We start from the raw sequence: 23,833 nt of genomic DNA, 5'->3' as shown, positions 1-23,833 counted from the left end.
GACTAGGGCTGTCACATGGTCGGCCCTAAAGCGCTTTCGCCGGCTTGCAGGCGTTCCGGAGGCCACGGAACCGCGCATGCCATGTCGTCGAAAGACGGGAAGATCTCAAACTGGCGGCGGATAATGGACACATTCACTCGCATGCGTACTTTCGTGGAGGTCGTCGAAGCCGGCGGCTTCTCCGCCGCGGCCCGGAAGCTTGGCCGGTCCAAGGCCTTGATTTCCAAATACGTCAAGGAACTCGAGGACGAGTTGGGCGCCCGCCTGATGAACCGCACGACGCGGCGCCTGTCGCTGACCGAGCTGGGTCAGGCCTACTTCCGCGATGCCGGCGAAATCCTCCAAAGGGTTGACGATCTTCAGGACATGGTGCGGGAGCGTCATGGCGAACCCACGGGGCTGTTGCGCGTCGCCGCCCCGCGCACCTTCGGCGATTCGACGCTGGGCAAGGCGATCATGGACTTCGTGGCCGCCAACCCCGCCATACGCCTCGACCTCCGGTTGGACGATCGCTTCGTCGACCTGATCGACGAGGGATTCGACTGCGCCATCCGGGTCAGCGAACTCTCCGATTCCAGCCTGATCGCCCGCAAGCTCGCCGATTACCGCTTCGCGACGGTGGTGCGCCCCGATGTCGTGGATATCCACGGCCTGCCAACCACCCCCGACGACCTGACGCGACTGCCCTGCATCATCGATTCCAATCTCCGCAACCGCTTCAACTGGCGCTTCCTCGTCGACGGCGCCCGGCAAACGGTGCCGGTGTCCGGTCGCGTCGAGGTGAACTCGCCATCGGCGGTGCGTCTCGCGGTGCTGGCCGGTCTCGGCTTCGGTTCGGTGCCCTACAAGATGGTGGAAGACGACATCAACGCCGGCCGTCTCCGGATCGTTCTGTCCGAGTTCGAGCTGGGCGCCGCCAATATCTACGTCGTCTATCCGCACCGCCGGCACCTCTCCGCCAAGATCCGCGCCTTCGTCGACTTCATGGCCGACTGGTTCCAGAAAAACGGCGAGGAATGCAGCGGCGGTCCGTCTGGTTCGGCAGCGGAGCCCCCCGAGGCGGATTGACATTGTCCCGCCTTGTTTGGCAGCGATGTGTCACCGAGGCGCCGACCGTCGTCGCCTCATCGCTGCGGGATGCCGCTTGTGACCAAGAGGACGATTGCCTTCACCGTCATGCTTGCCGGCACCCTCGCCGCCGCCGGGCCCGCTGCCGCCCACCCGCATGTCTGGGTCGATGCCAAGGCCGAGGTGGTGTTCGACGGCAAGGGCGAGATTACAGCCGTCCGCAACATCTGGCGCTTCGACGAGGCCTATTCCGCCTTCGCGAGCCAGGGTCTCGACGCCAACGGTGACGGCAAGCTCAGCACCGACGAGTTGAAGCCGCTAGCCGACGTCAACGTCGATTCGTTGAAGGACTTCGCCTACTTCACCTTCATCACTGCCGGCGGCGAGGACATCGATTTCAACAAGCCCACCGAATACTGGCTGCAGGACGACGGCGGACGCCTCATCCTGTTCTTCACCCTGCCGACCAAGGCGCCGGTGAAGGCTGCCGGCTCCATCCGGCTGGAAATCTACGACCCCACCTTCTTCGTCGCTTTCCGCATGATCGACGACAAGGATGGGCCGGTCGTCCTCGACGCCGCGCCTGCCGCCTGCACCGCCAAGGCTTTTCGGCCGCCTGACATGGATCCCGCCGCCGCGGCGGCTCTCGCCGCCATCCCGGCCGACCAGCGCGATCTGCCGCCCGAACTGCAGCTTCTGACCGACGGCCAGACCAACGGGGCCGACATCGCATGCCCCTGACCTCCCGCAGTCTCGGCCTTGCCGCCGCCCTGTGTCTCGTCGCCGCGCCCGCCCTCGCCTCGACCGGACCGTTCGGCGTCGGCCTGCCCGAGCCGGCCGCCAGCAGCGCCTTGCTGCCCGGCCTGTTCCGGACCATCGCCGGTTGGCAGGCAACCTTTTATCGCGACCTCACGGCGACGCTCGCCGCCATGAAGGCGGACGGCAGCGCCGGCGTCTGGCTGATGACGCTGTCCTTTCTCTATGGCGTGTTGCACGCCGCAGGCCCCGGCCACGGCAAGGCGGTGATCTCCACCTATGTTCTTGCCAACCGGGAAACGGCCAGGAACGGCGCCCTTCTCGCCATGGTCTCGGCGCTTGCGCAGGCGGTGACCGCTGTGGTGATGGTTCTCATCGCCGCCGTTCTGCTCGGCGCCACCTCCATCGCCATGACACGGGCGGCAGCCGTGCTCGAGACCGGGTCCTTCGCGCTGATCGCCCTCCTCGGCCTCTGGCTGGTCTGGCGCAAGATCGCACGCCCCCTCGGTGTCTGGCTTGCCGAGCGCTATGCCCCCGTCGCCGTGACGGTGGGCGGCGCGCCAATCGTCGTCACCACCAGCTTCAGCGCCGCGGCGGATCACGACGGCTGCGGCCACGAGCACCGGCTCGGGCTGAAGCCGGCGCGGCATGTTCACGACGAGAGCTGCGGCCATCTGCACGCGCCGTCGCCGGAGGTCGCCGCCGGCCGGCTCGACTGGAGAAAGGCCTGGACGGCGATTGCGGCGGTCGGCCTACGCCCCTGTACCGGCGCGCTGATTGTGCTGGTGTTCGCCCTGAGCCAGGGGCTTCTCATGGCCGGCATCGCCTCGGCCGTCACCATGGCACTGGGAACCGGCGTCACCGTCGCCGCCCTGACGCTCGCCGCAGTGACGACGCGCGGCCTCGCCGTCCGCCTCGCCGCCGCCAGCGGGAACGAAATGGCTCACCGTCTTCACATGGCGATCGAGGCGGGCGCGGCGGTCGCCGTGCTGCTGTTCGGCCTGTTGATGCTCGGCGCCTCGCTCTGGGGCTGAAGCCCCTCAGCGCCCGCCGGCATAGGCGGCGATGGCTGCCCCGAACGCTTCCAGAATGGCTTTCGACGGACCATCGGTCGTCGCCCAATACTCGGGATGCCACTGGACGCCCAGCGTGAAGCCGGCCGCCCCCTTCACCGACACCGCCTCGATGGTGCCATCCGGCGCCGTCGCTTCGACGGCGAGACGATCGGAGAGACGCGCCACCGCCTGCCGGTGCAGCGAGTTGACCTCGATCTCGCCCTCGACGATGCGACCGAGACAGCCGCCGGCGGCGATGGTCACGCCATGGCGGATGGCGAACTTGCCGTCCATGTCGGGCACGTCGGGGTGGCGATGATCCATGCGCTCCGGCAGGTCCTGGATGTCGGAGGCGAGCGAGCCGCCCAGCGCCACGTTGAGTTCCTGCAAACCGCGGCAGATGCAGAGCAGCGGAATGCCGCGCTCGATCGCCCGCCGGATCAACGGCAGGCTGGTGGCGTCCCGCACCTCGTCATAGGGCCCCATCGCCTCGGTGGCCGCCACGCCGTAGTGAGACGGGTGGACGTTGGTCCGCGACCCCGTGGCAACGACGCCGTCGACCCGGTCGAGCACGGCATCGAGATCGAGGCGCGGCCCGAAGGCCGTGAGGATCACCGGCATGCCACCGGACACATCAAGCACCGCTTCGAGATAGGTGCTGGGGGCACAGTGCCAGGTGTAGCCGTCGAAAGCGCGGGTGTCGGCGGTGAAGAGGACGACGGGAGTGGTCATGAACGGGTCCGAAGCGTTGATAAGGCTTTCTAGTTAGCCGATCCGCCCGAGGGGCGGAAAGTGCATTCTTTGGGCGCGGGCCATACCGTCGCCGTCCGTGACGATTTCGCGCAACTTTCGGAAAAGTTTGCAGGTTTGCGGCGTCACCTAATTGCGCGATGCCGGATTTTCCGTTTTTAATGCCCGCCGCGCCAGCTTCGCTCGCCTTGGGTCGGAGCGGCGCGTTCGAGTTTCAACGATGCCGCCGCGCCGAGCGGGGCCAGTCAACAAGGGGCAAGGGGAGGATCGCATGGATCGTCGTCAGTTCATCAGGAAGGCCGGGCTCGTCTCCACCGGCGCCGCGGCGAGTGTCGGAACGCTCGCCATGCCGGCCATCGCGCAATCGATGCCGGAAATCAAATGGCGTCTTGCCTCCAGCTTCCCCAAGTCGACCGACGCCATCTTCGGCTCGTCCGAACTGTTCGCCAAGACCGTGTCCGAGGCGACCGACGGCAAGTTCCAGATCCAGGTGTTCCCGGCCGGCGAACTGGTGCCGCCGCTGCAGGTGCTCGACGCCGTGCAGAACGACACCGTCGAGATCACCCATACCGCCTCCTACTACTTCATCGGCAAGGACCTCACCTTCGCCATCGCCACCTCGCTGCCCTTCGGCCTCAACACGCGCCAGCAGCAGGCCTGGATCCTCCAGGGCGGCGGCCTCGAGCTGTTCAACGACTTCCTCGCCAACTACAACGCGGTGATGCTGCTCGGCGGCAACACCGGCACGCAGATGGGCGGCTGGTTCCGCAACGAGATCAACTCCGTCGCCGATCTCAAGGGCCTGAAGTTCCGCGTCGGCGGCGTCGGCGGCAAGGTGCTGTCGGCCCTCGGCGTGGTGCCGCAGCAGATCCCGGCGCCGGACATCTACCCGGCGCTCGAAAAGGGCACCATCGACGCCACCGAGTGGGTCGGTCCCTATGACGACGAGCGGCTCGGCCTCTATCAGGTGGCGAAATACTATTACTACCCGAGCTTCTGGGAAGGCTCGTCGGCGCTGCAATACATGATCAACAAGAAGAAGTGGGACGAGCTGCCCCAGGCCTACAAGGCCGTGCTGAAGGCCGCCGCCGCGCTCGCCAACGACGACATGACCGCCGCCTACGACGCCCGCAACTTCGCCGCCCTCAAGCGGCTTGTCGCCCAGGGCGTGCAGCTCCGGCCGTTCAGCCGCGAGATTCTCGACGCCGCCTATGACGCCGCCTTCAAGCTCTACGAGGACGAAGCGGCCAAGAACCCGGCCTTCAAGAAGATCTACGAACCCTGGAAGCAGTTCCGCGCCGAGAGCTACCAGTGGTTCCGCGTCGCCGAATACAACTTCGACAGCTACGTCTACTCGCAGCAGGCCGCCGGCAAGTAAGCCAGGCCCTTTCGGAAACCAGAAGGCCGGCGGAGCGATCCGCCGGCCTTTTCTCATGGCCCGACGATCAGGGCTTGGCGCCGAAATCCGGTGCCGGCGCCCCAAAGGACGGAGCAGGCGCACCGAAGGATGGAGCCGCCGGCGCGCCGAACGGGCTCGCCCCCGCTGCGGCCGGATCGCCGAAGGCTGGCGCGGCCGGCGTCGGCGCCAAGATCTCGATCTTCACCTTGTCGAGGTCCACCTGCTTATGATCGGCCTTGTAGTGGGTCACCATCCCCGGGAACATGATGACGAGGGCCACCATCAGGATCTGGATGAGCACGAAGGGGATGGCGCCCAGATAGATCTGCGACGAGGTGACCGGCGCCGTCCGCCGGCCGGTGATCTTGTCGACATAGGGATGGTTCGGCGCGACCGAGCGCAGGAAGAACAGGGCAAAACCGAAGGGCGGATGCATGAAGGAGGTCTGCATGTTGACGCCGAGCAGCACGCCGAACCACACGAGATCGATGCCGAGCTTGTCAGCCACCGGAGCGAGCAGCGGGATAACGATGAAGGCCAGCTCGAAATAGTCGAGGAAGAAGGCGAGGAAGAACACCAGGAGGTTGACGACGATCAGGAAGCCGACCTCGCCACCCGGCAGGCCGGCGAGCAGGCTCTCCACCCAGAGGTGGCCGTTGATGCCGTAGAAGGTCAGCGAGAACACGCGGGCTCCCAGGAGCACGAACATGCAGAAGGCCGACAGCTTGGCCGTCTGCTCCAGCGCCTGCACCACCATGCGGAAGGTGAGGCGACGGTTGATCATGGCAAGCAGCAGCGCACCGACCGCGCCCATGGCGCCGCCTTCCGTCGGAGTGGCAAGGCCGATGAAGATGGTGCCGAGCACCAGGAACACCAGCACCAGCGGCGGCACCAGCGACGTCAGCACCTTGCCAAGCAACCGCCAGCCGCGCAGCGTCCGCGCCTCCGGCGGCAGGGCCGGCACCCAGCCCGGCCGAACCACCGACACGATGAAAACGAACAGCGCGTAGAGCGCCGTCAGGATCAGGCTCGGATAGAGCGCCCCCTTGTACATGTCGCCCACCGACCGGCCGAGTTGGTCGGCGAGCACGATCAGCACCAGGCTGGGCGGAATGATCTGGGCCAGCGTGCCCGACGCGGCGATGACGCCCGAGGCGATGCGCCGGTCATAGCCGTAGCGCAGCATGATCGGCAGCGAGATGAGACCCATGGCGATCACCGAGGCCGCCACGACGCCGGTGGTGGCGGCGAGCAGCGCGCCGACGAAGATCACCGCATAGGCGAGGCCGCCGCGAACGGGGCCAAACAGCTGGCCGATGGTGTCGAGCAGATCCTCCGCCATGCCCGACCGCTCCAGCACCAACCCCATGAAGGTGAAGAAGGGAATGGCGAGCAGCGTGTCGTTGCTCATGACCGACCAGACGCGATCGGGAATCGCCTGGAACAGGTTGGGTGACAACAGGCCGAGCTCGATGCCGATCAGGCCGAAACCGAAGCCGCAAGCGGCAAGCGCGAAGGCAACGGGATAGCCGATGAGCAGGAACAGCAGCATCGAGCCGAACATGATCGGCGCGAGATTGGCGACGAGGAAGGCGGTCATGTAAAGCAATCCTCGTCGATCAATTATGGGAGGCGTGGGTCGGCAACGGATCCGGTCCGTCACCTCTGAGGAACGCGATGCGCTTGATGATCTCGCTCACGCCCTGGAGGCCGAGCAGCGAGAAGCCGACGGGGATCAGCACCCAGGCCGGCCACAGAGGCAGGCCGCCGGCACTCGACGACACCTCGCCGGAAAGGACCTTGGATACGACCTGCGGCCAGCTGAGCCAGATGGCGGCGACGGTGAAGGGCAGCAGGAAGAACAACGTGCCCAGGATGTCGACCACCACCTGACTACGGCGGCTGAGGCGCGAAGCGACGATGTCGATCCGGACATGCTCGCCCCGGAGCAGCGTGTAGCCGGCGCAGAGCAGGAACACCGCCGAGAAGAGATACCACTGCCCCTCAAGAAGCGAGTTGGCCGAATAGTTGAAGAGCTTGCGGACAATGGCATTTCCCGCCGACAGCAGGATGGCCGCCAGTACCAGCCAGCGCGCAAAATAGTTGACACCGACATTCAGCGCGTCAATCGCCGCGCATATCCTGAGCAAGCCTCGCATCATCTTCCCCCGGCCGGATGGTCGCCGCTCCCCGTGAGCGGTGATCATCTGGCCTAGCCACCTCCTTCGCATGTCCTGCGGAGGCCGGGCTTCATTAGCTCATTTTCAGCAAGAAGCACAAGCAACCCGCAGGGAATACGCAATATCCATATGGCCTTGGCGGATTTTCGTCATCAAGCTGGTTTGCCCCGGGCGATCGAGCCCCAGGTCTCGCGCGTCGCGACGCTTTCGGCTAGAAATTCTCTAAAGTCACCAATCGGATCGAGCCAAGATGCCGCTGCCGCCCAATCATCCCATCGTCCCCCATGGCAAGGTTGGCGTCCTGCTCGTCAATCTCGGCACGCCCGACGGCACCGATCGCCGCTCCATGCGCCGCTATCTCGAAGAGTTCCTCACCGACCGGCGGGTGATCGAGACGCCACGCCTCAAATGGTATCCCGTCCTCTACGGCATCATCCTCAACGTCAGGCCGCAGAAGAAGGGCCGCGACTACGACACCATCTGGAACCGTGAGCTCGATGAAAGCCCCTTGCGCACCTACACGCGCGCCCAAGCCGAGAAGCTGACCGCACGCCTCGGCGGCGGCGTGGTGGTCGACTGGGCGATGCGCTACGGCAACCCGTCGATTGCCAGCCGGCTCGACGCGCTGCAGGCGGCAGGCTGCGAGCGCGTTCTCGTCTATCCGCTCTATCCGCAATATGCCGCCGCCACCACGGCCACCGTCAACGACAAGGCCTTCGCACACCTGATCACCAAGCGCTGGCAGCCGGCGCTTCGCACCGTGCCTCCCTACCATGACGACCCCGTCTACATCGACGCCCTCGCCCGCTCGGTCGAAACTCACCTCGCCACGCTCGCCTTCGAGCCGGAGCTGGTTCTCGCCTCCTTCCACGGCATTCCCAAAAGCTATTTCGAGAAGGGCGATCCCTATTACTGCCACTGCCAGAAAACGGGACGCCTGTTGCGCGAGCGCCTCGGCTGGAGCGAAGACCGCCTCCGCATCACCTTCCAGTCGCGCTTCGGACCGGAGGAGTGGCTCCAGCCCTATACCGACAAGACCGTCGAGGCGCTGGCCCGCTCGGGTGTCAAGTCGCTCGCCGTCATGACGCCGGGCTTCGTCGCCGACTGCCTTGAGACCATCGAGGAGATCGGCGTCGAGAATGCCGACATCTTCCGGGCCAACGGCGGCATCAACTTCGCTCGCATTCCCTGCCTCAACGACGGCGACGACGGCATGGACGTCATCGAACATGTGGTCCGCCGCGAGCTTCAGGGTTGGATTTAGAGCAGGTCCAGCAAAAGTGGGAACCGGTTTTGCGTCCGGAACTGCGGCCTAACAAGGAGATAGAGCTTTTCCGGCAAACCCGATTTTGCAGGAAAAGCTCTAGTAGCCGGCAACGCTGTTTTAGGAAATTTTCGGAAAGACCACCGCACCGTGTCTCGGCAGAGGCCTTGACGATCGCGGGTTATCCCGACCGGCACGAATGTCGAACCATTGCTATTCCGCAATGGCCGCGACTGGAAAACTTGTTGCCGGCATGCTCTAATGTCTGAAGGGCACGGCATGGAAGGCACAGGCGCCGCCGTTTCACCCGTTATTCGCAATTCCCGTTGACCTGCAAGACGCGGAGATCTTCCGGCACCAGAAGGGTGCCGCGACAGGAGAGGTTTGAATGAATTCATGGCCCGTGCATGGCACGATCACCGGTCCCATCGTCATGATCGGTTTTGGCTCCATTGGACGCGGTACGCTGCCGCTCATCGAACGGCACCTTGAATTCGACCGATCGCGCTTCGTCGTCATCGACCCCAGCGACGCCGGCAAGGACATCCTGGCCTATCACGGCATCCGCTTCATCCAGGCGAAGATCACCCCCGACAATTATCGCGAGGTTCTGACACCGCTGCTCACCGCCGGCGGCGGCCAGGGCTTCTGCGTCAACCTCTCGGTCGACACCGGCTCGCTCGACATCATGAAGCTCTGCCGCGAGATCGGCGCGCTCTACATCGACACCGTCGTCGAGCCCTGGGAAGGCTTCTACTTCGACAAGGACATCGAGCCGGCCCACCGCACCAATTACTGGCTGCGCGAGGCCGTGCGCGCCGAGAAGCTGGCCAATCCCGGTGGCACCACCGCCGTCTCCTGCTGCGGCGCCAACCCCGGCATGGTCTCCTGGTTCGTCAAGGTGGCGCTGGAGAATCTCGCTCACGACATGGGGATTGCCCACAAGCCGCCCGAGAACCGCGAGGACTGGGCGCGGTTGATGCAGACGATCGGCGTCAAGGGCATCCACATCGCCGAGCGTGACACCCAGCGCACGCTGATTCCCCACTCGATGGACGTCTTCCGCAACACCTGGTCGGTGGACGGCTTCGTCTCGGAGGGCTTGCAGCCGGCCGAACTCGGCTGGGGTACCAGTGAAACCTGGGAGCCCGACACCGCCCGCCACCACGACGGCGGCTGCCAGGCGGCGATCTACCTGCTCCAGCCCGGCGCCAACACCCGCGTCCGCACCTGGTGCCCGACGCCGGGGCCGCAGTTCGGCTTCCTGGTCACCCACAACGAGGCAATCTCCATCGCCGACTACTATACCGTTGGCGAGGGCAGTCGCCCCGAGTTTCGGCCCACCTGTCACTACGCCTATCACCCCGCCAACATCGCCGTGCTGTCACTGCACGAAATGTTCGGCCAGGGCGGTCAGGTGCAGCAGGAGACCGAGGTGCTGTCCGAGGACAAGATCATCGACGGCGCCGACGAGCTGGGCGTGCTGCTCTACGGCCATGGCAAGAACGCCTACTGGTACGGCTCGCAGCTCACCATCGAGGAGGCGCGCAAGCTCGCTCCCTATCAGAATGCCACGGGCCTTCAGGTGACCTCGGCCGTGCTCGCCGGCATGGTCTGGGCGCTGGAGAACCCCGAGGCCGGCATCGTCGAGACCGACGAGATGGACCACAGGCGCTGCCTTGAGGTGCAGATGCCCTACCTCGGACCGGTGAAGGGCTATTACACCGACTGGACGCCGCTCGCCGGCCGGCCGGGTTTCTTCCCCGAGGACATCGACGAGACCAATCCCTGGAGCTTCCGCAACATTCTGGTGCGCTAGCCCTCAAAGCTGGCCGGGTTCGATCATGCCGACGATCGGCACCCAGATCTCGATGCCCTCGCCTCCATCGGGGCGAGGGCGCTCGATGACGAAATCCGCGGCCAGCCGGTCACCCGCCGCCGGCAGCAAATCGCCGTAGATCGTCTGATAGGCCGCTGCCAACGTCTCGCCCGGACGCTCGATCACGAATCGCCGGCAAAGGGCAGCGGGAACGCTCAACAGCGCGAAGGGCAACGGCAGCCCTTCGCCATCGCGGCAGACGAAGCCGACGGCGCAGGTGTAGCGGACCTGCGGGTCGCCGCGCCAGAAAGCCACCTGCCGCAAGTCCTTCGGATCGATTCGCTGGCCGGCTTCAGCCAGATGCCGGCGCGCCGCCTGCCAAAGCGCGGCGGGCGCCGCCGGATCGGCTGCCACCTCGACCGTCAGCCCGCATAGGCGGAAGGCCGGCGACGCCACCGTTCCCATGTCCCGGACCGGTGCGGCCGGCCGCTGGCCACCAACACCAGCCGCCCGGCGATAGGCGCTGGGCGACAGGCCGGTGCGACGGCGGAAGGCTCGCGCGAAGGTCGTTGCGTCGGCAAAGCCGCAGTCGAGAGCGATATCGAACACGTGGACCTTGCTCGACCGCAGGCGCTCGGCAGCCCGCGCCACCCGGCGGCCGGTCAACCAGCAGGCCGGGCTCTCGCCCGCCACAGCCGAAAACAAGCGGGAGAAGTGGGCTTCGGCATAGCCGGCCCGCTCCGCCATGGCTGGGACACCGAGATCATCGGCAAGCCGTTCCTCGGCCCACCGCATGACCTCCTCGATGATCTGCCGGTTCGCGCGCATGCCCGCAGCATGCAACGGCCGGCCGGCAAACAAAAGCATGACCTCAGTCAGGAAATACCGAAGCCCAGTCGAAATCGCCCGATGCTTCGACCGAACGTGGCCAGGCTGCGCACCAGGCCGGCGGTTCGGGATGCTCGACCCGGTCGAAACTCGGCTGATAGGGCTTGATGTCGAGGATGGGCGTACCCTCTTCGCAGTCGAGCCAGCCGAGACGGAGTGTTCCGGCGGCAATGTCGACCGAAAGGAGCGCCGCAACGGTGACGCAGAGCGGATTGGGGCGAAGCGGCGATCGCGTGGCGAACACGCCAAGCCTGTCCGGCGCACCGCGATAAGGCGCCGGCAGAAGGAGCTGTGCGCCGTCCCGCCGATCCGCCCGATGGGCAAACCAATGGACGACGATCCAGCGGAAGGCATCGAGGCCGAAAAGGCCCTCGCGATAGGCGGGTTTGATCTCCAGCACGGGACCATCGGCAACATGGGCAGCATGGCCGATGGGAACAAGGCGACAGGTTGTCACGGCAGTCTCTCCGGTTGAGCAGCGGCGGCACCGGCCGCCGCGCAGCCCTCAGAGAGGTAGGAGAAGCGAGGATGAAGAGCGCGGCGGTTTCCGCCGGCGCGGCTGGAGACTTCGGCGATTTCCGATTTGTCGTACGCCGCGTCCGGCTGTATTTTTACGTATATTGTAGTATGGTTGCCCTGACCGGCTCTTTGCCGGCATGGAGACCATTGTGACCAATCCTGTTTCGCTACTTTATTTCCGCACCGCCGCCGTCCTGCTGATCGTCGGCATGCTCTTCGGCATCTACATGTCGGCCAGCGGCAATCACGCCGCGGCCGGCGCGCACGCCCATCTCAACCTGATCGGCTTCGTGGTGATGTCTGTCTACGGCATCTTCTTCGGCCTCAACCCGGGCAAAAGCACCGGTCGGCTACCGAAGATCCTGTGGGCGCTCAACACCATCGCCGCCGTGGTGATGTTTCCCGCGCTGGCGCTGCTGCTCAACGGCTACGCAGGCCTCGAGCCGCTGGTCGCCGCCGCGTCTTTCCTGGCGCTGGGCGGAGCCTGCCTGTTCGCGGTGCTGCTGTTCCAGCCAGCGGCGGCCTGATCAGCCTTTCCAGAGCATGATATCGCGGTCACCGGGCACATCGAGATTGACAGGGAAGTCGGGGAAGACGAAGCGCTTGCCCGCCTTCTCGAAGGTGACGAGGCCGGCCGCCCTGTCACGCGCCACGATATGCTCGCGCCGGACCTTGCCGACCGGGCTGTCCAGCGTGAAACGCACGGCGTTGATCCAGCTCGGCGTCGTGGCCGTCAGCTCGTCCTGCAAGGAAAAGAAGCGATCGAGCGTTACCCGGAACGGCGCCGAATGGCGGATCGGCTCCGGCACGTAGACCGACAGCGTGCGCACCCGGTGATCGTCCAGCGTCTCGATGAGGCGCGCCAGCACGTCGCGATGGTCGTTCACCCCGCGCAACAGCGGAAAATGATTGTAGAGGCGGATGCGGTGGCGATCGAGCCGATCGAGCACCTCCGCCACCTCGCCGCAGATCTCGTAAGGGTGGGCGAAGTGCAGGATGAGCCGCACATCCGCCTCGGCGAGAAGCTCGAGCTTCTTGTCGTCGCCGAAGATCTTCGGCGCGAAGGCCGGCGTGCGCGTGTGCAGGCGGATCGACCGGATGGTCGGCACGCTGCGAATGCCTTGAAGCACCAGGGCGAGGTCGCGCATCGACAGCGTCAAGGGATCGCCGCCCGACAGCACCACCTCCGACACCTCCGGCCGTGCGCCGAGATAGGCCGTCAGCCGCTCCATTTCGGCGGCGAGACCCTTGAGGTCGCCCCCCTCGGCATGGGCGTCGGTCAGCACGTCCTGCCGGAAGCAATACTGGCAATGGCCGGCGCAGACCGACGTCGGCATGAACAGCACCCGGTCGGCGTACTTGTGGATGATCGCCCGCGAGCCCGGCACCGGCATGTTGGCCCGGTCGTCGACCCAGTCGGCCACCTCGCCGCCGGCCGGCTTACCGAAACGCTCGCGCGTCGGCCGCACCATGCGGTGAAGCGGCCCCTCCGTATGGCCGAGCGCCGCCGCCTCCTCATCGAGCTTGCGCTGGTAGAAGGCCGGCACTTTGATCGGCAGCAGGCGGTCGCGGGCGGCCAGCGCCGCATAGGCGGCGTCGAGCTCGCCCTGCTCGCCGGGCGTGGTGCGCAAGGAGGAGGATCGAAGGGCGGTCATCAGCGTGTCAGGTCGATCAGGCCGGCGGCGCCGCTCTCGCAGCCGAAGGCCAGTTCCAGGCCGTTGCCGCTCCAGGCCATGGCCGACACCGGCGAGCCGTTGGGCCGGGCGAGCAGAACCTCCTCGCGGTCGGAGAAACGGCTGAGCAGGATCATGCCATCGTCATAGCCGAGCGCAGCGATCTCCTCGGCGGGATGGCAGGCGACGCGGGTCACCAGTTCCTGGCGGCCGCCGAGCTCCAGCGGCCGCTGGCCCATCGGTCCATCCTTGTGGAAGAACGGCCAGAGCACCGACACGCCGGCGCCGGAGGTGGCGAGGTAGCGCCCCTTGACCGACCAGGACATGGACTTCACCTTGGCCGGATAGCCGGACATGCGCATGTGCTGGCCATCGCGCAGGCGCCAGCCGTGCAGCGCCATCTCCTGCATGGAGGTGACGACATTGGCGCCATCCGGCGACAGCGTCACCGCGATGTGCGAGCCCTTCCATTCGAGCTCCTGCACCGGCGCGGCGGTGCCGGGGAACCACAGGCCGACACCGTTGTAGCCGGCGATGGCGAGCCGCAGCCCCTTGGGGAAGAAGGTGAGCCCGAGGGCGGCGCGCGGCCGTTCCAGCTCATGCGTCTTGCCGGTGCCGTCAACCACCACCACCGTCCGCCCCGAGGCGAAGGCAACGGCGCCGCCCGGCCCGGCCGCGACGACGTCGATCCACTTGCGGCCGCGCTCGGCCACGAGGGTGCTGGTGCCGTCGGCGGTCGTGCGCATCACCTTGCCGTCGTCGCCGCCTGTGATCACCGACTTGCCGTCGGCGGAGAGCGCCGAGGCCAGGATGCCACCCGCATGCGGCTTCACGACCCGGCCGGCCGTGCCAAGCGCGATGGCACCGTCGCCGAGGACGAAGGTCGGCACGCCCGAGACGTAATGGACATCGACGACATAGCCGGAAAGCGGAAGCGGGGTAACCTCGGGCACGGGTGCGGCTCCGGAGCGGTGTTATTGGTGCGACGGGAGTGCGTCATTCAGGCTGCAAATGCAAGAGCGGCGGCCGTTTCCAGCCGCCGCGCTCAAAAACTGACAGCCAACCTTAAGCAGCAGCGGCCTTGAAGCCAGCTTCCAGCTCCGCACGATCGAGCTTGCGGCCGATGAAGACGAGGCGGCTCTCGCGCGGCTCGCCAGGCTTCCAGTCGCGCTGCAGGTCGCCTTCGACGATCATGTGCACGCCCTGCACCACATAGCGCTTTGGCTCGTCCGGGAAGGCGAGGATGCCCTTGAGGCGCAGGATGTTCGGACCCTGGGCCTGGGTGATCTCGGAGATCCAGGGAAGGATCTTGTCTGGGTTGAGCTCGCCGGTCTTGAGCGACACCGAGGTCACCTCGGTATCGTGGTGCGTCTCATGGCCGTGGTGATGATGCTCGTGGTCATGATCATGATGGTGGTGGTCATGATCGCAGTCCGGGCCGCAGACATGATCATGGTCATGATCGTGCTCGTCGGCGTCCAGGAAGGACGGATCGAGCTCCAGCACCCGGTCGAGATCGAAGGCGCCGCGGTCGAGAATGGCATCGAGCGCCACGCCCGAGCGGGTCGCCTTGTGGATCTTGGCGTAGGGGTTGAGCTGTCGGAGCGTCGTCTCCACCTCGCGCAGCTCTTCGGGGCTGACGAGGTCGGTCTTGTTGAGAACGATGACGTCGGCGAAGGCCACCTGGTCCTCGGCTTCCGGCGCGTCGCCGAGCCGGTCGAGGAAGAACTTGGCGTCGACCAGCGTGACGACGGCGTCGAGGCGGGCGAACTTCCGAACTTCCTCGTCCATGAAGAAGGTCTGGGCGACCGGCACCGGATCGGCGATGCCGGTGGTCTCCACCAGGATGGCATCGAACGTGCCGCGGCGCTTGGCGAGGTTCTCGACGACGCGGATCAGGTCGCCGCGCACGGTGCAGCAGATGCAGCCGTTGTTCATCTCGAACACTTCCTCGTCGGTATCGACCACGAGGTCGTTGTCGATGCCGATCTCGCCGAACTCGTTGACGATGACGGCATAGCGCTTGCCGTGGTCCTCGGTGAGGATACGGTTGAGCAGCGTCGTCTTGCCGGCGCCGAGGTAGCCGGTGAGGACGGTGACGGGAATGGACGGGGCGGCGGCCGGAGCGGACATGCGCATCTCCACGGATAAGAGGACCGCTGTCCTAGCACGCTCTCCTGACGGGCGCACGACAAAGGCGGACGGCGGTTCATGGAAAAATCTTCGGCCCCTAAATAAGTGTCATAGTTTCGTGTGAAAAGGGGATCACTCAAAGGTGTAGAGCGGTGACCGGCCCGGCCGGCGCCGACGAGGGAGACGAAGGGGCATGAGCTTCAACCACCGCAAGAGCGTCACCCACCGGCTGGTGCAGGCGGCTCGCGTCCATCGCACGCGCGCCGCGGTCCATCTCGGGCGCATCGGCCTGCACCCTGGACAGGAGGCGGTGCTAAAGGCGCTGGCCGAGCGCGACGGACAGTCGATGTCGGAACTCGCCGCCGAACTCGCCGTGCAGCCGCCGACCGTCACCAAGATGATCTCCCGCCTGGGCGCGCAGGGCCTGCTCACCCGCCAGACCTCCAGCGCCGACGGCCGCCTCGCCCGCGTCTTCCTCACCGACGCCGGCCGCGAACGGGCCGGGGCGGTGGACGCCGTCTGGAAGCGCGTCGAGAAGGAAGCGCTGGCCGGCCTCGACGAAAAGGACCGCAAGCGCCTGAAGAAACTGCTGCGCCAGATCGAGAAGAACCTCATGCCGGCGGGCATCGCCGCCAGTGCCGACGATGACGAGGACGAGACGCCCGAGGCCGTCGCCAAGCCGGCTGCGCCGATCCTCGTCGACGAGGTCGAAGAGGGCGCCACCGACTGACAACCGGTCAGCGGGACGGGCTTACATCGGCACCGACAATACTTTAGTATGATTTTGAATCGATCCGGAGGCGGACCCCGCGCCGGTGCCCGTCCGCCCCTGCCCCAGCGAAATCCCCGATGTCATCTTCCGGGCCAAGTGCGCCCTCGCCCCAGCCGTCCGTGCCGCCCGCCCGCGCGCCCCTCAAGGCCCTGATCCCGCTGTTCGGTTCGACCATCGTCTTCGCCTGCCTCGACACGACGGCCAAGGCGATGAGCTATCATCTGCCGGTGATCGAGGTGTCCTGGTTCCGCTATGTCATCAACCTCTTGATGGCGGTGGCGGTATTGAACCCCGTCTCCTCGCCGGGCGCCTGGCGCTTCCAGCGACCGGGGTTGCAGATCGTCCGGGCGCTGCTGCTGACCACGATGACGCTCGCCAACTTCAGCGCGCTCTACTACCTGCAAGTGGCCGAGGTGACGTCGATCGGCTTCCTGGCGCCGATGGTCATCACGCTGTTGTCGGTGATCTTCCTGCATGAAAAGATCGGCATCCGCCGTGTGGTGGCCATCGTCGTCGGTTTCCTCGGCGTGCTGTTGATTACCCAGCCGGGCTTCGGAAGCTTCCACCCGGCCATGCTTCTGGCGCTCGCCTCGATGCTGTCAGGCGCCGTCTACACGCTGGTCACCCGCTACCTTGCCACCCGCGTCAATCCCGGTTCCCTGGTGATCTCGCTCGCCGCCGTGCCGAGCCTCCTACTTGTTCCTCCGCTCTTCATCGTCTGGCAGACGCCGTCATCGCCGCTCGTCTGGGCAGGTCTGATCTTCATGGGCGCCGCCGGCGGCTTCGGCCATTTCCTGGTGATGACCGCCCACCGTTTCGCGACGGCCGCCACCCTCGCCCCCTATGGCTACGTCCAGCTCATCTGGACGGTCATCTCCGGCTACCTCGTCTTCGCCGACATTCCCTCGATCTGGACGCTCATCGGTGCCGGCGTGGTCATCGCCTCCGGGCTCTACCTCCTGCACCGCGAGCGGGTCGTTCATGCCCGCGAGAGAGCCGCCGCGGCGCGCATCTGAGGCAACTGTCGGCGGCCGGTTCCGTACGTAGGCAATTCAGTTGACGCCGCCCGTCCTTATGTTTCATGTGATCGATTGAGAAGGCTGAAAACAGGACGCTAGATGACCACCAGCAAACGGGAAGACCTCCGCCGATTCCGCCGCCGCCGCGTGACGCTGAGCCAGCTCGCCGCGCAGCTCGAGGTGTCGACTGCGACGGTCTCCCTGGCGCTGCGCGACAACCCGGCGGTATCGGCCGAGACGCGCAAGCGCGTGCAGGCGCTGGCCCTGGAGATGGGCTACATCTACAATCGGCAGGCCGCCTCGCTCAGGACCGCCCGCACCGACATCGTCGGCGTCGTCGTGCACGACGTGCTCAATCCCTATTTCGCCGAAGTGTTTCGCGCCGTCGAGAGCGAGCTCGAGACCTACGGCCTCACCATTCTCATCTGCAATCACCGGGACAGTATCGAGCGCCAGCGCAATTTCGTGCAGGTGCTGCAGCAGCAGAATGCCGACGGCCTGGTACTCTGCCCCTCGGTCGGCACCACGGTCGCCGACATCGAGGCCATCATGCGCACCGGCACGCCGGTGACGCTGGTCTGCCGCGATATCGACGGCGCCAATGCCCCGAGCGTGCGCGGCGACGATCGCCACGGCATGTATGAGATCACCCGCCTCTTGATCGACAAGGGGCACAAGGACATCGCCTTCGTCGGCGGCCTGCGCTCGACATCGTCGGGCCGCGACCGCTACGCCGGTTTCCTGGAGGCGATGACCGAGGCCGGCCTCAAGCCGGTGCTCGACATTCCCGAACTGATGAACCAGGCCGACGGCCGCAAGGCGGCCGAGATCATCGCCGCTCATTCGCCGCGTCCGTCCGCCGTGGTCTGCTTCAACGACGTGCTGGCCTTCGGCCTGATGAGCAGCTTCGCCCGCCTCGGCATCCGCCCCGGCGTCGACGTGGCCGTCACCGGCTATGACGACGTCGACGGCTCCGAGACCTGGGCCCCGGCGCTGACCACCGTGGAAAACGGCTCCGAGGAGATCGGCCGGGAGGCCGCCCGCGCCATCTATGCGCTGATCATCGGCGAGGAGCCGCCCTTCGAGCACAAGCTGATCGCGCCGCATCTGGTCGTCCGCGAATCGAGCGGCTGAACCCGAGCCTTTGCCATGACAGACCGGCAGAGCGTTCGCGGCGCTGTCGCCGCTTCGTCCTCCGGCATGGCCGTAGAAGCAAAAGGACCAACCATGTTCGACACAGCCGCCCTTCTCGCCGTCCTCCGCCGCGCGCCGGTGGTTCCGGTGCTGATCATCGACCGCCTTGAGGATGCGGTGCCGCTCGGCACCGCGCTGGTCAAGGGCGGCCTGCCGGCGTTGGAAGTGACGCTGCGGACGCCGGCGGCGCTCGACGCCATCCGGGCGATGAGCGCCATTCCCGGCGGCGTGGTCGGCGCCGGTACCGTGCTCGATCGCGCCCAAGCGAGGGCGGCCGTCGAGGCCGGTGCCAAGTTCCTGGTCAGTCCCGGCGCCACGCCCGACCTTCTGGACGCAGCGATCGAGTTCGGCGTGCCGCTGTTGCCGGGCGTCGCCACGGCGTCGGAGGCGATGATCGCCCGCGACAAGGGCTATCGCGTCGTCAAGTTCTTCCCGGCCGGCCCGGCCGGCGGCCCGAAATATCTGCAGGCGCTCGCTTCGCCGCTCGGCGACATGGTGTTCTGCCCGACCGGCGGCGTCAGCCTGGACAATGCCACCGACTACCTGAAGCTCAAGAACGTCGTCTGCGTCGGCGGCTCGTGGGTGGCACCAAGCGATGCCGTCAAGGCGGGCGACTGGGCGCGCGTCGAACAGTTGGCGCGGGAAGCCGCGGCAATCGCCGTCTGAGACCAAGAGTACAGGTGAAGCTGTCTGCGCCGGTCGGGATCACACCCGATCGGCGAAGTCGTCTTCTCAGGCGCGCGCTTGTGAGGGAATCATGTTGACGAGGCCCGACGCCTCGATCTGGGCCGGCAGCATGGCGCGGGAAAACAGGTAGCCCTGCCCGAAATCGACGCCGAAATGCCGGAGCATGTCGCGCTGGGCCGAGGTTTCGACGCCCTCGGCAATCACCGGTATGCCAAGGTCATGGGCGAGCGCGGTGATGCCGCGCACAATGGACCGGCTCTCGCGCTCCTCGGTCAGCGTTGCCACGAAGGACCGGTCGATCTTCAGGAGGTCGACCGGAAAATCCTTGAGATGGCTCAGCGAGGCGTAGCCGGTGCCGAAGTCGTCGAGGGCGATCTTGATCCCCTTGCCGGCCAATTGTGACAGCGTCGTCTGCACCTCGTCGGCCACCTTGGACAGCAGCACGTTTTCCGTCACCTCGACCATCAGCGCCGCCGGCGGCACCCCGAACTCGTCGAGCGCCGCGGTGAGACAGTCGCAGAGGTCGCCGCGCCGGAACTGCGGCGTGGCGACGTTGATCGCCACGTGATCGAACACGACGCCGCGGGCGCGCCAGTCGGCCGCCTGGCGCACCGCCTCGCGGATGACCAGATCACCAATGGCAAGGCCGAGCTGAGGGTCGTCGAGGGCGATGCCGAAAAAGCCCGGGCTGGCAATGAAGCCATCCGGCCGATGCCAGCGCAGCAGCGCCTCGAAGCCGGCCAGGACGCCGGTCCGGAGCGAGTATTTGGGCTGGTAATGCAGACGCAGGTCGCCCCGGTCGATGGCCTGCCGGATCGCCCGGAGGATGGAGTGGCGCAGTTCGATCGCCTCGCGCATCGCCCGGTCGAACAGCACGAAGCGGTTTCGTCCCTCGCCCTTGGCTTCATAGAGCGCGATGTCGGCGTCCTTGAAGAGCAGGTCGGCCGGCGTGCCCGAGGGCGCGCGAGCGATGCCGACCGAAATGGTCACCGGGATCGACTCGGCGTCATAGGCGATGGGTTCCTGGAGGCCGCGCATCATCTGCTCGCCGATGGCGACCAGTTCGCTTTCGCCGCCGCAGTCCGGCATCATTAGCGCGAACTCGTCTCCGCCGAGCCGGGCGACGATCCCCAGCTCTCCGACCGCCTCGCGCAGCCGTCGTCCCACTTCGGCCAAGAGCACGTCGCCGGCATGGTGCCCGAGGGTGTCGTTGACCGATTTGAAGTGATCGACGTCGATCAGAAAGAGACCGACGGTACGGGTCGGCGCGCGATAGGCCAGGGCGCGGTCGAGCCGCTCCTGGAACACGGCGCGGTTCAGAAGGCCCGTCACCATGTCATGGGTGGCGATGAAATTGACTTCCTCTTCCGTCGCCCGCTGCAGCGTGGTGTCCTGCACCGTGCCGAGCAGGCGGACGACCTTGCCGCGCTGGACCTCCGCTTCGCAGACGCAACGCGCCCAGCGCCGCCGTCCGGACTCGGTCGTCAGGGGAATTTCGGTCTCGAAGGATTCGCCGCGCGTCAGCACGCGCACGATGAGCCGCCTCACCTCGCTCGCCGCTTCCTCGCGGCAATAGCCCAGGAGCGTCAGGAGATCCGGTGGCGCCGTGGTCTCGTCGAGTTCCAGGAGACGATAGATTTCGGCCGACCAGATCATGCGGTCGGCGGCGACATCATACTCCCAGCCGCCGATGCGGGCGAGACGGGCCGTCTGTTCCAGGAGGCGCCGCTGCTTGCCGATCTCCCACTTCTGGGCGGCGATCTCGGCGTCCTTCTTGGCGCGGGTGATCTGGTCCAGTTCGCGCTCGATGCGGATGCGGCGGAGGTGCAGCCGGTCGACGATGGCGCGCGTCAGGCGCTGCAGATTCTCGACGTCGACAACCGAGATCGTCCGCGGTTCGCTGAACAATGCCACGACGGCGCCGATGCAGAGGCCCTTCTTCACCTCGATGGGTACGCCGATGGCGGCCCGCATGCCATCTTTGCCCTGAACGAGCGGATGGTCGCGAAACAAAGGGGCGTTCGCGAGATTCTCGAAGACCACGGGCTCGCCGGCGATCACGGCCTGCTCGCTGATCGAGGCCGAGCGCGGCAGCGTGACGACATGCCGTCCAGCCGATGCCTTGCACCAGGAGCGATCGGTGTCCTGAAAGGTGATGACGGCGGCGTCGGCGCCAAGCAAGGTTCGCGTGAGATCGCAGAGGCCGTCGAACTCGGGCTCAGGGGGCGTATCCAGAATGCGGTAGCGATAGAGCTCGCGCAGCCGCTTCTTCTCGATTGCGCCCGATCTGTTCATCGCCCTTGTCACTCCCCGGCTCGGCAGAATCGCCGCAGCCGTCTCCGCGGGTGACGAGTGTGAAAGGTGATCGTTTCCAAAGGCTGAATCGCGACCCCAAAAAAACGAATCATCTCCATAAAACGACGGCCGCCGGGTAACCCGGCGGCCGTCTACGAAATTAGCTGAGAGCTCGGCTCAGATCGCCGTCGGCAGCGACAGGCGGCCGACGCCGCGCGCAACCGCCACGGCCAGCACGATCTTCAGGGCATCGCCAAGAACGAAGGGCAGGAAGCCGAAGGTGACGGCCTTTTCGGCGCCGATCAGATAGGCAAGGAAAGCGACGCCAAGCGCCATCAACACGACTTCACCAGCAAGGGCGGCGAGGGCCGTGCCCCACAGCCGACCGCCCGTGCGCTCGGCGATCAGGCCGGCGACGAAGGCGGCGCCGACGAAGCCAACGAGATAGCCGGTGGTCGCCGGCTTGGCGAACAGCATCGCCATGTTGGCGGCGCCAGACAGCACCGGCAGGCCGATGGCGGCTTCGGCAAGATAGGTAAGGACGGCGGCGGCGCCGAGGCGGGCACCGAACAGCAAGCCGACCAGCAGCACGGCGAACGTCTGCATCGTCATCGGCACCGGGATGAACGGCACCTCGATCTGCGTCGCAGCGGCGATCAACAGCGAGCCGAACACGACGGCCACAACCTTGACGGCGCGGCTGGAGCTGGCGAGCGAGCGGGTGAAGGCGGTGGACGGCTGGTTCAGAGTGGTCAAGTCTCGGTCCTTTCCGGCGTGCGGCGCGCCTTGCGATCCCGGCCCTTCGGACGGTTTGGCGCAACAGCTTTCCTGCGGACAAAAACACTTGGTTGATCTCGCGTCAAGACGAGCGGGGCGCAATTGCTACGAGCTATTACTTAGGCGCAGACCTGTCTCCACTGTCGGCTGCGGCTCAGCCCCCTATGTGTCGCCGGCGGGCACTCTCTCCGGCACTCCGTTGTGCGCTGCGAATGTCTCGCATAGTCTCCCTCCGCTGGCGGAAACCGCTCTCGCCGGCTGCGGCGGGATGCGTCTGGCATGCGACAGGCCTATTTGATCATCGGCTGCCTGATGGTGGTCATCGGGGCGATCGGAGTGGCGCTTCCGCTCCTGCCGACGACCCCGTTCCTGCTGGTCGCGGCGGCCTACTTTGCCCGCTCCTCGCCGCGTCTCGAGGCATGGCTCCTCGCCCATCGACGGTTCGGACCGCTCGTCGCCGCCTGGCGCGAGCGAGGCGCCATCCCCCGTTCGGGCAAGCTGCTGTCCTCGGCCGGCATGGCCCTCGGCTTCTACGGCTTCTACGCCGGCAGCCGCCCCGGTCCCTTGCTGATGGTGGTTGTGGCCACGGTCTTCGTGTTGATCGGCGTCTACGTCTGGTCGCGCCCCGAGTGATGTCAGTCACGCTGAGGGAGAAAGCTGCAATGTTGCTGCCGAGAATACTGACAAGACTGGTCGCCGCCGCTTTGAGCCTGTCCGCGATAGGCACCGCGGCCGCCGCCGATGTCGCCTTTCCACCGGCCGACCGGCAGATCGACTACCAGTTGGGTGGCGCCTACAAGCCTGCCGACGGCGTCGGGATCGTGGTGCGCGACCGGCTCGCCGCTCCGGCGGCCGGCAAGTACAACGTCTGCTACGTGAATGCCTTCCAGACCCAGCCCTCCGAGGCGAGCTGGTGGCTGAAGACCCATCCGGACCTCTTGGCCCGCAAGAACGGCACCCACATCGTGGATCCCGACTGGCCGGACGAGTATCTGCTCGATACATCCTCGGCGAAGAAGCGCGACGCCCTGCTGGCAATTGTCGGCCCATGGATCGACAGATGCGCAAAGGACGGTTTCAACGCCATTGAGCCCGACAATCTGGATTCCTGGACGCGCTCTCAGTCCATCCTGAGCAGAGACGGCAACATCGCATTCGCAACCCAGCTTGCCGAGCGCGCCCATGCCAATGGCCTCGCCATTGCTCAGAAGAATGCCAGCGACCTTGCGCCCATCGGACGCTCAAGGATCGGCTTCGACTTCGCGGTTGCTGAGGAGTGCCAGGTCTGGTCGGAGTGCGAGGACTATATCGCCATCTACGGGGCTCGCGTCTACGAGATCGAATATGCCGACACGCGAAAGGATGCGAACGGCAAGCCCGTCGAGCCGACTGACGTTTACAAGGCGGCCTGCGCCGCGCGCGGCGGCAAGATTTCGATCATTTACCGCGATCGCGCGCTCAAGCCCGCCGGATCGCCCGGCTACGTCTACAAGGCGTGTTGACGCCTTGTGATCATTCCCGGGATCCACAGTCCTCCTGCGATGATTAGGCCGCGTTCAGATATGCCAAAGCCCTCTCGGTTTTC

The 23,833-nt window shown here is 66.2% G+C and carries 23 protein-coding genes; 13 read left to right on the top strand and 10 right to left on the bottom strand.

Annotated elements, in window-relative coordinates; translation table 11 throughout:
- Positions 1–123: 123 nt before the first annotated feature.
- The 3 genes from CXZ10_RS10065 to CXZ10_RS10055 all read left to right on the top strand — a co-directional run bounded on the left by CXZ10_RS10065 (position 124) and on the right by CXZ10_RS10055 (position 2,858).
- Positions 124–1,068 (top strand): LysR family transcriptional regulator, encoded by a 945-nt coding sequence (locus tag CXZ10_RS10065; RefSeq protein ID WP_101289035.1) that lies wholly within the window; start codon positions 124–126, stop codon positions 1,066–1,068.
- A gap of 78 nt (positions 1,069–1,146) precedes the next feature.
- Complete coding sequence (locus CXZ10_RS10060) at positions 1,147–1,809, top strand: DUF1007 family protein (protein WP_180335941.1); 663 nt, start codon at positions 1,147–1,149, stop codon at positions 1,807–1,809.
- Complete coding sequence (locus tag CXZ10_RS10055) at positions 1,800–2,858, top strand: nickel/cobalt transporter (protein WP_101289033.1); 1,059 nt, start codon at positions 1,800–1,802, stop codon at positions 2,856–2,858. Before CXZ10_RS10060 ends, CXZ10_RS10055 begins: the two co-directional genes overlap by 10 nt.
- Before the next feature lie 6 nt (positions 2,859–2,864).
- On the opposite strand, the gene CXZ10_RS10050 is transcribed toward CXZ10_RS10055, so the two are convergent.
- A complete protein-coding gene (locus CXZ10_RS10050) occupies positions 2,865–3,611 on the bottom strand; it encodes a gamma-glutamyl-gamma-aminobutyrate hydrolase family protein (RefSeq protein ID WP_101289032.1) in 747 nt (248 codons plus the stop codon).
- A gap of 289 nt (positions 3,612–3,900) precedes the next feature.
- On the opposite strand from CXZ10_RS10050, the gene CXZ10_RS10045 reads away from it, so the two are divergent.
- Positions 3,901–5,007 (top strand): TRAP transporter substrate-binding protein, encoded by a 1,107-nt coding sequence (locus tag CXZ10_RS10045; RefSeq protein WP_101289031.1) that lies wholly within the window; start codon positions 3,901–3,903, stop codon positions 5,005–5,007.
- Between the two features lie 67 nt (positions 5,008–5,074).
- On the opposite strand, the gene CXZ10_RS10040 is transcribed toward CXZ10_RS10045, so the two are convergent.
- Positions 5,075–6,628, bottom strand: a complete 1,554-nt coding sequence (locus CXZ10_RS10040; protein ID WP_101289030.1) for a TRAP transporter large permease — start codon at positions 6,626–6,628, stop codon at positions 5,075–5,077.
- A gap of 19 nt (positions 6,629–6,647) precedes the next feature.
- Positions 6,648–7,187 (bottom strand): TRAP transporter small permease subunit, encoded by a 540-nt coding sequence (locus CXZ10_RS10035; RefSeq protein ID WP_101289029.1) that lies wholly within the window; start codon positions 7,185–7,187, stop codon positions 6,648–6,650.
- A gap of 271 nt (positions 7,188–7,458) precedes the next feature.
- Here CXZ10_RS10035 and hemH point away from each other — a divergent pair, with 271 nt between their 5' ends.
- Complete coding sequence (gene hemH, locus CXZ10_RS10030) at positions 7,459–8,472, top strand: ferrochelatase (RefSeq protein ID WP_101289028.1); 1,014 nt, start codon at positions 7,459–7,461, stop codon at positions 8,470–8,472.
- A 388-nt stretch (positions 8,473–8,860) separates the two neighbouring features.
- A complete protein-coding gene (locus CXZ10_RS10025; protein ID WP_101289027.1) occupies positions 8,861–10,291 on the top strand; it encodes a homospermidine synthase in 1,431 nt (476 codons plus the stop codon).
- Positions 10,292–10,294: 3 nt separating this feature from the next.
- Here the strand turns inward: CXZ10_RS10025 and CXZ10_RS10020 are convergent, their stop codons facing one another.
- Both CXZ10_RS10020 and CXZ10_RS10015 read right to left on the bottom strand, forming a co-directional pair.
- Complete coding sequence (locus CXZ10_RS10020) at positions 10,295–11,119, bottom strand: helix-turn-helix domain-containing protein (RefSeq protein ID WP_180335940.1); 825 nt, start codon at positions 11,117–11,119, stop codon at positions 10,295–10,297.
- Between the two features lie 43 nt (positions 11,120–11,162).
- The gene (locus CXZ10_RS10015; RefSeq protein WP_244617272.1) at positions 11,163–11,636 is read right to left on the bottom strand and encodes a TrmO family methyltransferase domain-containing protein; all 474 of its coding nucleotides are present in this window, start codon (positions 11,634–11,636) and stop codon (positions 11,163–11,165) included.
- A 211-nt stretch (positions 11,637–11,847) separates the two neighbouring features.
- On the opposite strand from CXZ10_RS10015, the gene CXZ10_RS10010 reads away from it, so the two are divergent.
- On the top strand, positions 11,848–12,225 hold the full coding sequence (locus CXZ10_RS10010; protein ID WP_101289025.1) for a hypothetical protein: 378 nt from the start codon (positions 11,848–11,850) through the stop codon (positions 12,223–12,225).
- Here CXZ10_RS10010 and CXZ10_RS10005 read toward each other — a convergent pair whose 3' ends face one another.
- From CXZ10_RS10005 to CXZ10_RS09995, 3 genes are all read right to left on the bottom strand, one after another.
- Positions 12,226–13,353: a radical SAM protein gene (locus CXZ10_RS10005; RefSeq protein WP_101289024.1), complete on the bottom strand. Its 1,128-nt coding sequence runs from the start codon at positions 13,351–13,353 to the stop codon at positions 12,226–12,228. It lies immediately after the preceding gene.
- Positions 13,353–14,324 carry a WD40 repeat domain-containing protein gene (locus CXZ10_RS10000; protein ID WP_101289023.1) on the bottom strand — a complete coding sequence of 324 codons (972 nt, stop codon included), beginning with the start codon at positions 14,322–14,324 and terminating at the stop codon, positions 13,353–13,355. The genes CXZ10_RS10005 and CXZ10_RS10000 overlap by 1 nt, the downstream gene beginning before the upstream one ends.
- Positions 14,325–14,436: 112 nt before the next feature.
- The gene (locus CXZ10_RS09995; RefSeq protein ID WP_425298963.1) at positions 14,437–15,510 is read right to left on the bottom strand and encodes a CobW family GTP-binding protein; all 1,074 of its coding nucleotides are present in this window, start codon (positions 15,508–15,510) and stop codon (positions 14,437–14,439) included.
- Between the two features lie 187 nt (positions 15,511–15,697).
- On the opposite strand from CXZ10_RS09995, the gene CXZ10_RS09990 reads away from it, so the two are divergent.
- The 4 genes from CXZ10_RS09990 (at position 15,698) to CXZ10_RS09975 (ending at position 19,155) form a co-directional block, all read left to right on the top strand.
- On the top strand, positions 15,698–16,234 hold the full coding sequence (locus CXZ10_RS09990) for a MarR family winged helix-turn-helix transcriptional regulator (protein ID WP_101289022.1): 537 nt from the start codon (positions 15,698–15,700) through the stop codon (positions 16,232–16,234).
- A 119-nt stretch (positions 16,235–16,353) separates the two neighbouring features.
- Positions 16,354–17,292 (top strand): DMT family transporter, encoded by a 939-nt coding sequence (locus tag CXZ10_RS09985; protein ID WP_101289021.1) that lies wholly within the window; start codon positions 16,354–16,356, stop codon positions 17,290–17,292.
- A gap of 102 nt (positions 17,293–17,394) precedes the next feature.
- Positions 17,395–18,429, top strand: coding sequence for a LacI family DNA-binding transcriptional regulator (locus CXZ10_RS09980; protein WP_101289020.1), 1,035 nt, complete (start codon positions 17,395–17,397; stop codon positions 18,427–18,429).
- 93 nt (positions 18,430–18,522) lie between these two features.
- Positions 18,523–19,155, top strand: coding sequence for a bifunctional 4-hydroxy-2-oxoglutarate aldolase/2-dehydro-3-deoxy-phosphogluconate aldolase (locus tag CXZ10_RS09975; RefSeq protein WP_101289019.1), 633 nt, complete (start codon positions 18,523–18,525; stop codon positions 19,153–19,155).
- A gap of 66 nt (positions 19,156–19,221) precedes the next feature.
- Here the strand turns inward: CXZ10_RS09975 and CXZ10_RS09970 are convergent, their stop codons facing one another.
- Both CXZ10_RS09970 and CXZ10_RS09965 read right to left on the bottom strand, forming a co-directional pair.
- The gene (locus tag CXZ10_RS09970; RefSeq protein WP_101289018.1) at positions 19,222–21,471 is read right to left on the bottom strand and encodes an EAL domain-containing protein; all 2,250 of its coding nucleotides are present in this window, start codon (positions 21,469–21,471) and stop codon (positions 19,222–19,224) included.
- A 177-nt stretch (positions 21,472–21,648) separates the two neighbouring features.
- Positions 21,649–22,227, bottom strand: a complete 579-nt coding sequence (locus tag CXZ10_RS09965) for a biotin transporter BioY (protein WP_101289017.1) — start codon at positions 22,225–22,227, stop codon at positions 21,649–21,651.
- Between the two features lie 300 nt (positions 22,228–22,527).
- Here CXZ10_RS09965 and CXZ10_RS09960 point away from each other — a divergent pair, with 300 nt between their 5' ends.
- Both CXZ10_RS09960 and CXZ10_RS09955 read left to right on the top strand, forming a co-directional pair.
- Entirely contained in the window at positions 22,528–22,881 is a 354-nt protein-coding gene (locus tag CXZ10_RS09960; RefSeq protein WP_101289016.1) for a YbaN family protein, read from the top strand.
- A gap of 29 nt (positions 22,882–22,910) precedes the next feature.
- On the top strand, positions 22,911–23,750 hold the full coding sequence (locus CXZ10_RS09955; protein WP_210199896.1) for an endo alpha-1,4 polygalactosaminidase: 840 nt from the start codon (positions 22,911–22,913) through the stop codon (positions 23,748–23,750).
- Positions 23,751–23,833: the final 83 nt, after the last annotated feature.

Origin of the sequence: Pleomorphomonas diazotrophica (assembly GCF_002844595.1) — a bacterium.
Lineage (GTDB): Bacteria > Pseudomonadota > Alphaproteobacteria > Rhizobiales > Pleomorphomonadaceae > Pleomorphomonas > Pleomorphomonas diazotrophica.
Note: the sequence above shows the minus strand (reverse complement) of the source record. Positions and strands in the feature narration are given on the sequence as shown.

Excerpts from the sequence above, each read along its gene's own strand:
- CXZ10_RS09970 (WP_101289018.1), bottom strand. The coding sequence starts at position 21,471 with ATGAACAGATCGGGCGCAATCGAGAAGAAGCGGCTGCGCGAGCTCTAT.
- CXZ10_RS10020 (WP_180335940.1), bottom strand. The coding sequence starts at position 11,119 with ATGCGCGCGAACCGGCAGATCATCGAGGAGGTCATGCGGTGGGCCGAG.
- CXZ10_RS10045 (WP_101289031.1), top strand. The coding sequence starts at position 3,901 with ATGGATCGTCGTCAGTTCATCAGGAAGGCCGGGCTCGTCTCCACCGGC.
- CXZ10_RS10065 (WP_101289035.1), top strand. The coding sequence starts at position 124 with ATGGACACATTCACTCGCATGCGTACTTTCGTGGAGGTCGTCGAAGCC.
- CXZ10_RS09955 (WP_210199896.1), top strand. The coding sequence starts at position 22,911 with ATGTTGCTGCCGAGAATACTGACAAGACTGGTCGCCGCCGCTTTGAGC.
- CXZ10_RS09995 (WP_425298963.1), bottom strand. The coding sequence starts at position 15,510 with ATGCGCATGTCCGCTCCGGCCGCCGCCCCGTCCATTCCCGTCACCGTC.
- CXZ10_RS10025 (WP_101289027.1), top strand. The coding sequence starts at position 8,861 with ATGAATTCATGGCCCGTGCATGGCACGATCACCGGTCCCATCGTCATG.
- CXZ10_RS09960 (WP_101289016.1), top strand. The coding sequence starts at position 22,528 with ATGCGACAGGCCTATTTGATCATCGGCTGCCTGATGGTGGTCATCGGG.
- hemH (WP_101289028.1), top strand. The coding sequence starts at position 7,459 with ATGCCGCTGCCGCCCAATCATCCCATCGTCCCCCATGGCAAGGTTGGC.
- CXZ10_RS10005 (WP_101289024.1), bottom strand. The coding sequence starts at position 13,353 with ATGACCGCCCTTCGATCCTCCTCCTTGCGCACCACGCCCGGCGAGCAG.
- CXZ10_RS10050 (WP_101289032.1), bottom strand. The coding sequence starts at position 3,611 with ATGACCACTCCCGTCGTCCTCTTCACCGCCGACACCCGCGCTTTCGAC.
- CXZ10_RS10040 (WP_101289030.1), bottom strand. The coding sequence starts at position 6,628 with ATGACCGCCTTCCTCGTCGCCAATCTCGCGCCGATCATGTTCGGCTCG.
- CXZ10_RS10035 (WP_101289029.1), bottom strand. The coding sequence starts at position 7,187 with ATGCGAGGCTTGCTCAGGATATGCGCGGCGATTGACGCGCTGAATGTC.
- CXZ10_RS09990 (WP_101289022.1), top strand. The coding sequence starts at position 15,698 with ATGAGCTTCAACCACCGCAAGAGCGTCACCCACCGGCTGGTGCAGGCG.
- CXZ10_RS09980 (WP_101289020.1), top strand. The coding sequence starts at position 17,395 with ATGACCACCAGCAAACGGGAAGACCTCCGCCGATTCCGCCGCCGCCGC.
- CXZ10_RS09975 (WP_101289019.1), top strand. The coding sequence starts at position 18,523 with ATGTTCGACACAGCCGCCCTTCTCGCCGTCCTCCGCCGCGCGCCGGTG.
- CXZ10_RS09985 (WP_101289021.1), top strand. The coding sequence starts at position 16,354 with ATGTCATCTTCCGGGCCAAGTGCGCCCTCGCCCCAGCCGTCCGTGCCG.
- CXZ10_RS10055 (WP_101289033.1), top strand. The coding sequence starts at position 1,800 with ATGCCCCTGACCTCCCGCAGTCTCGGCCTTGCCGCCGCCCTGTGTCTC.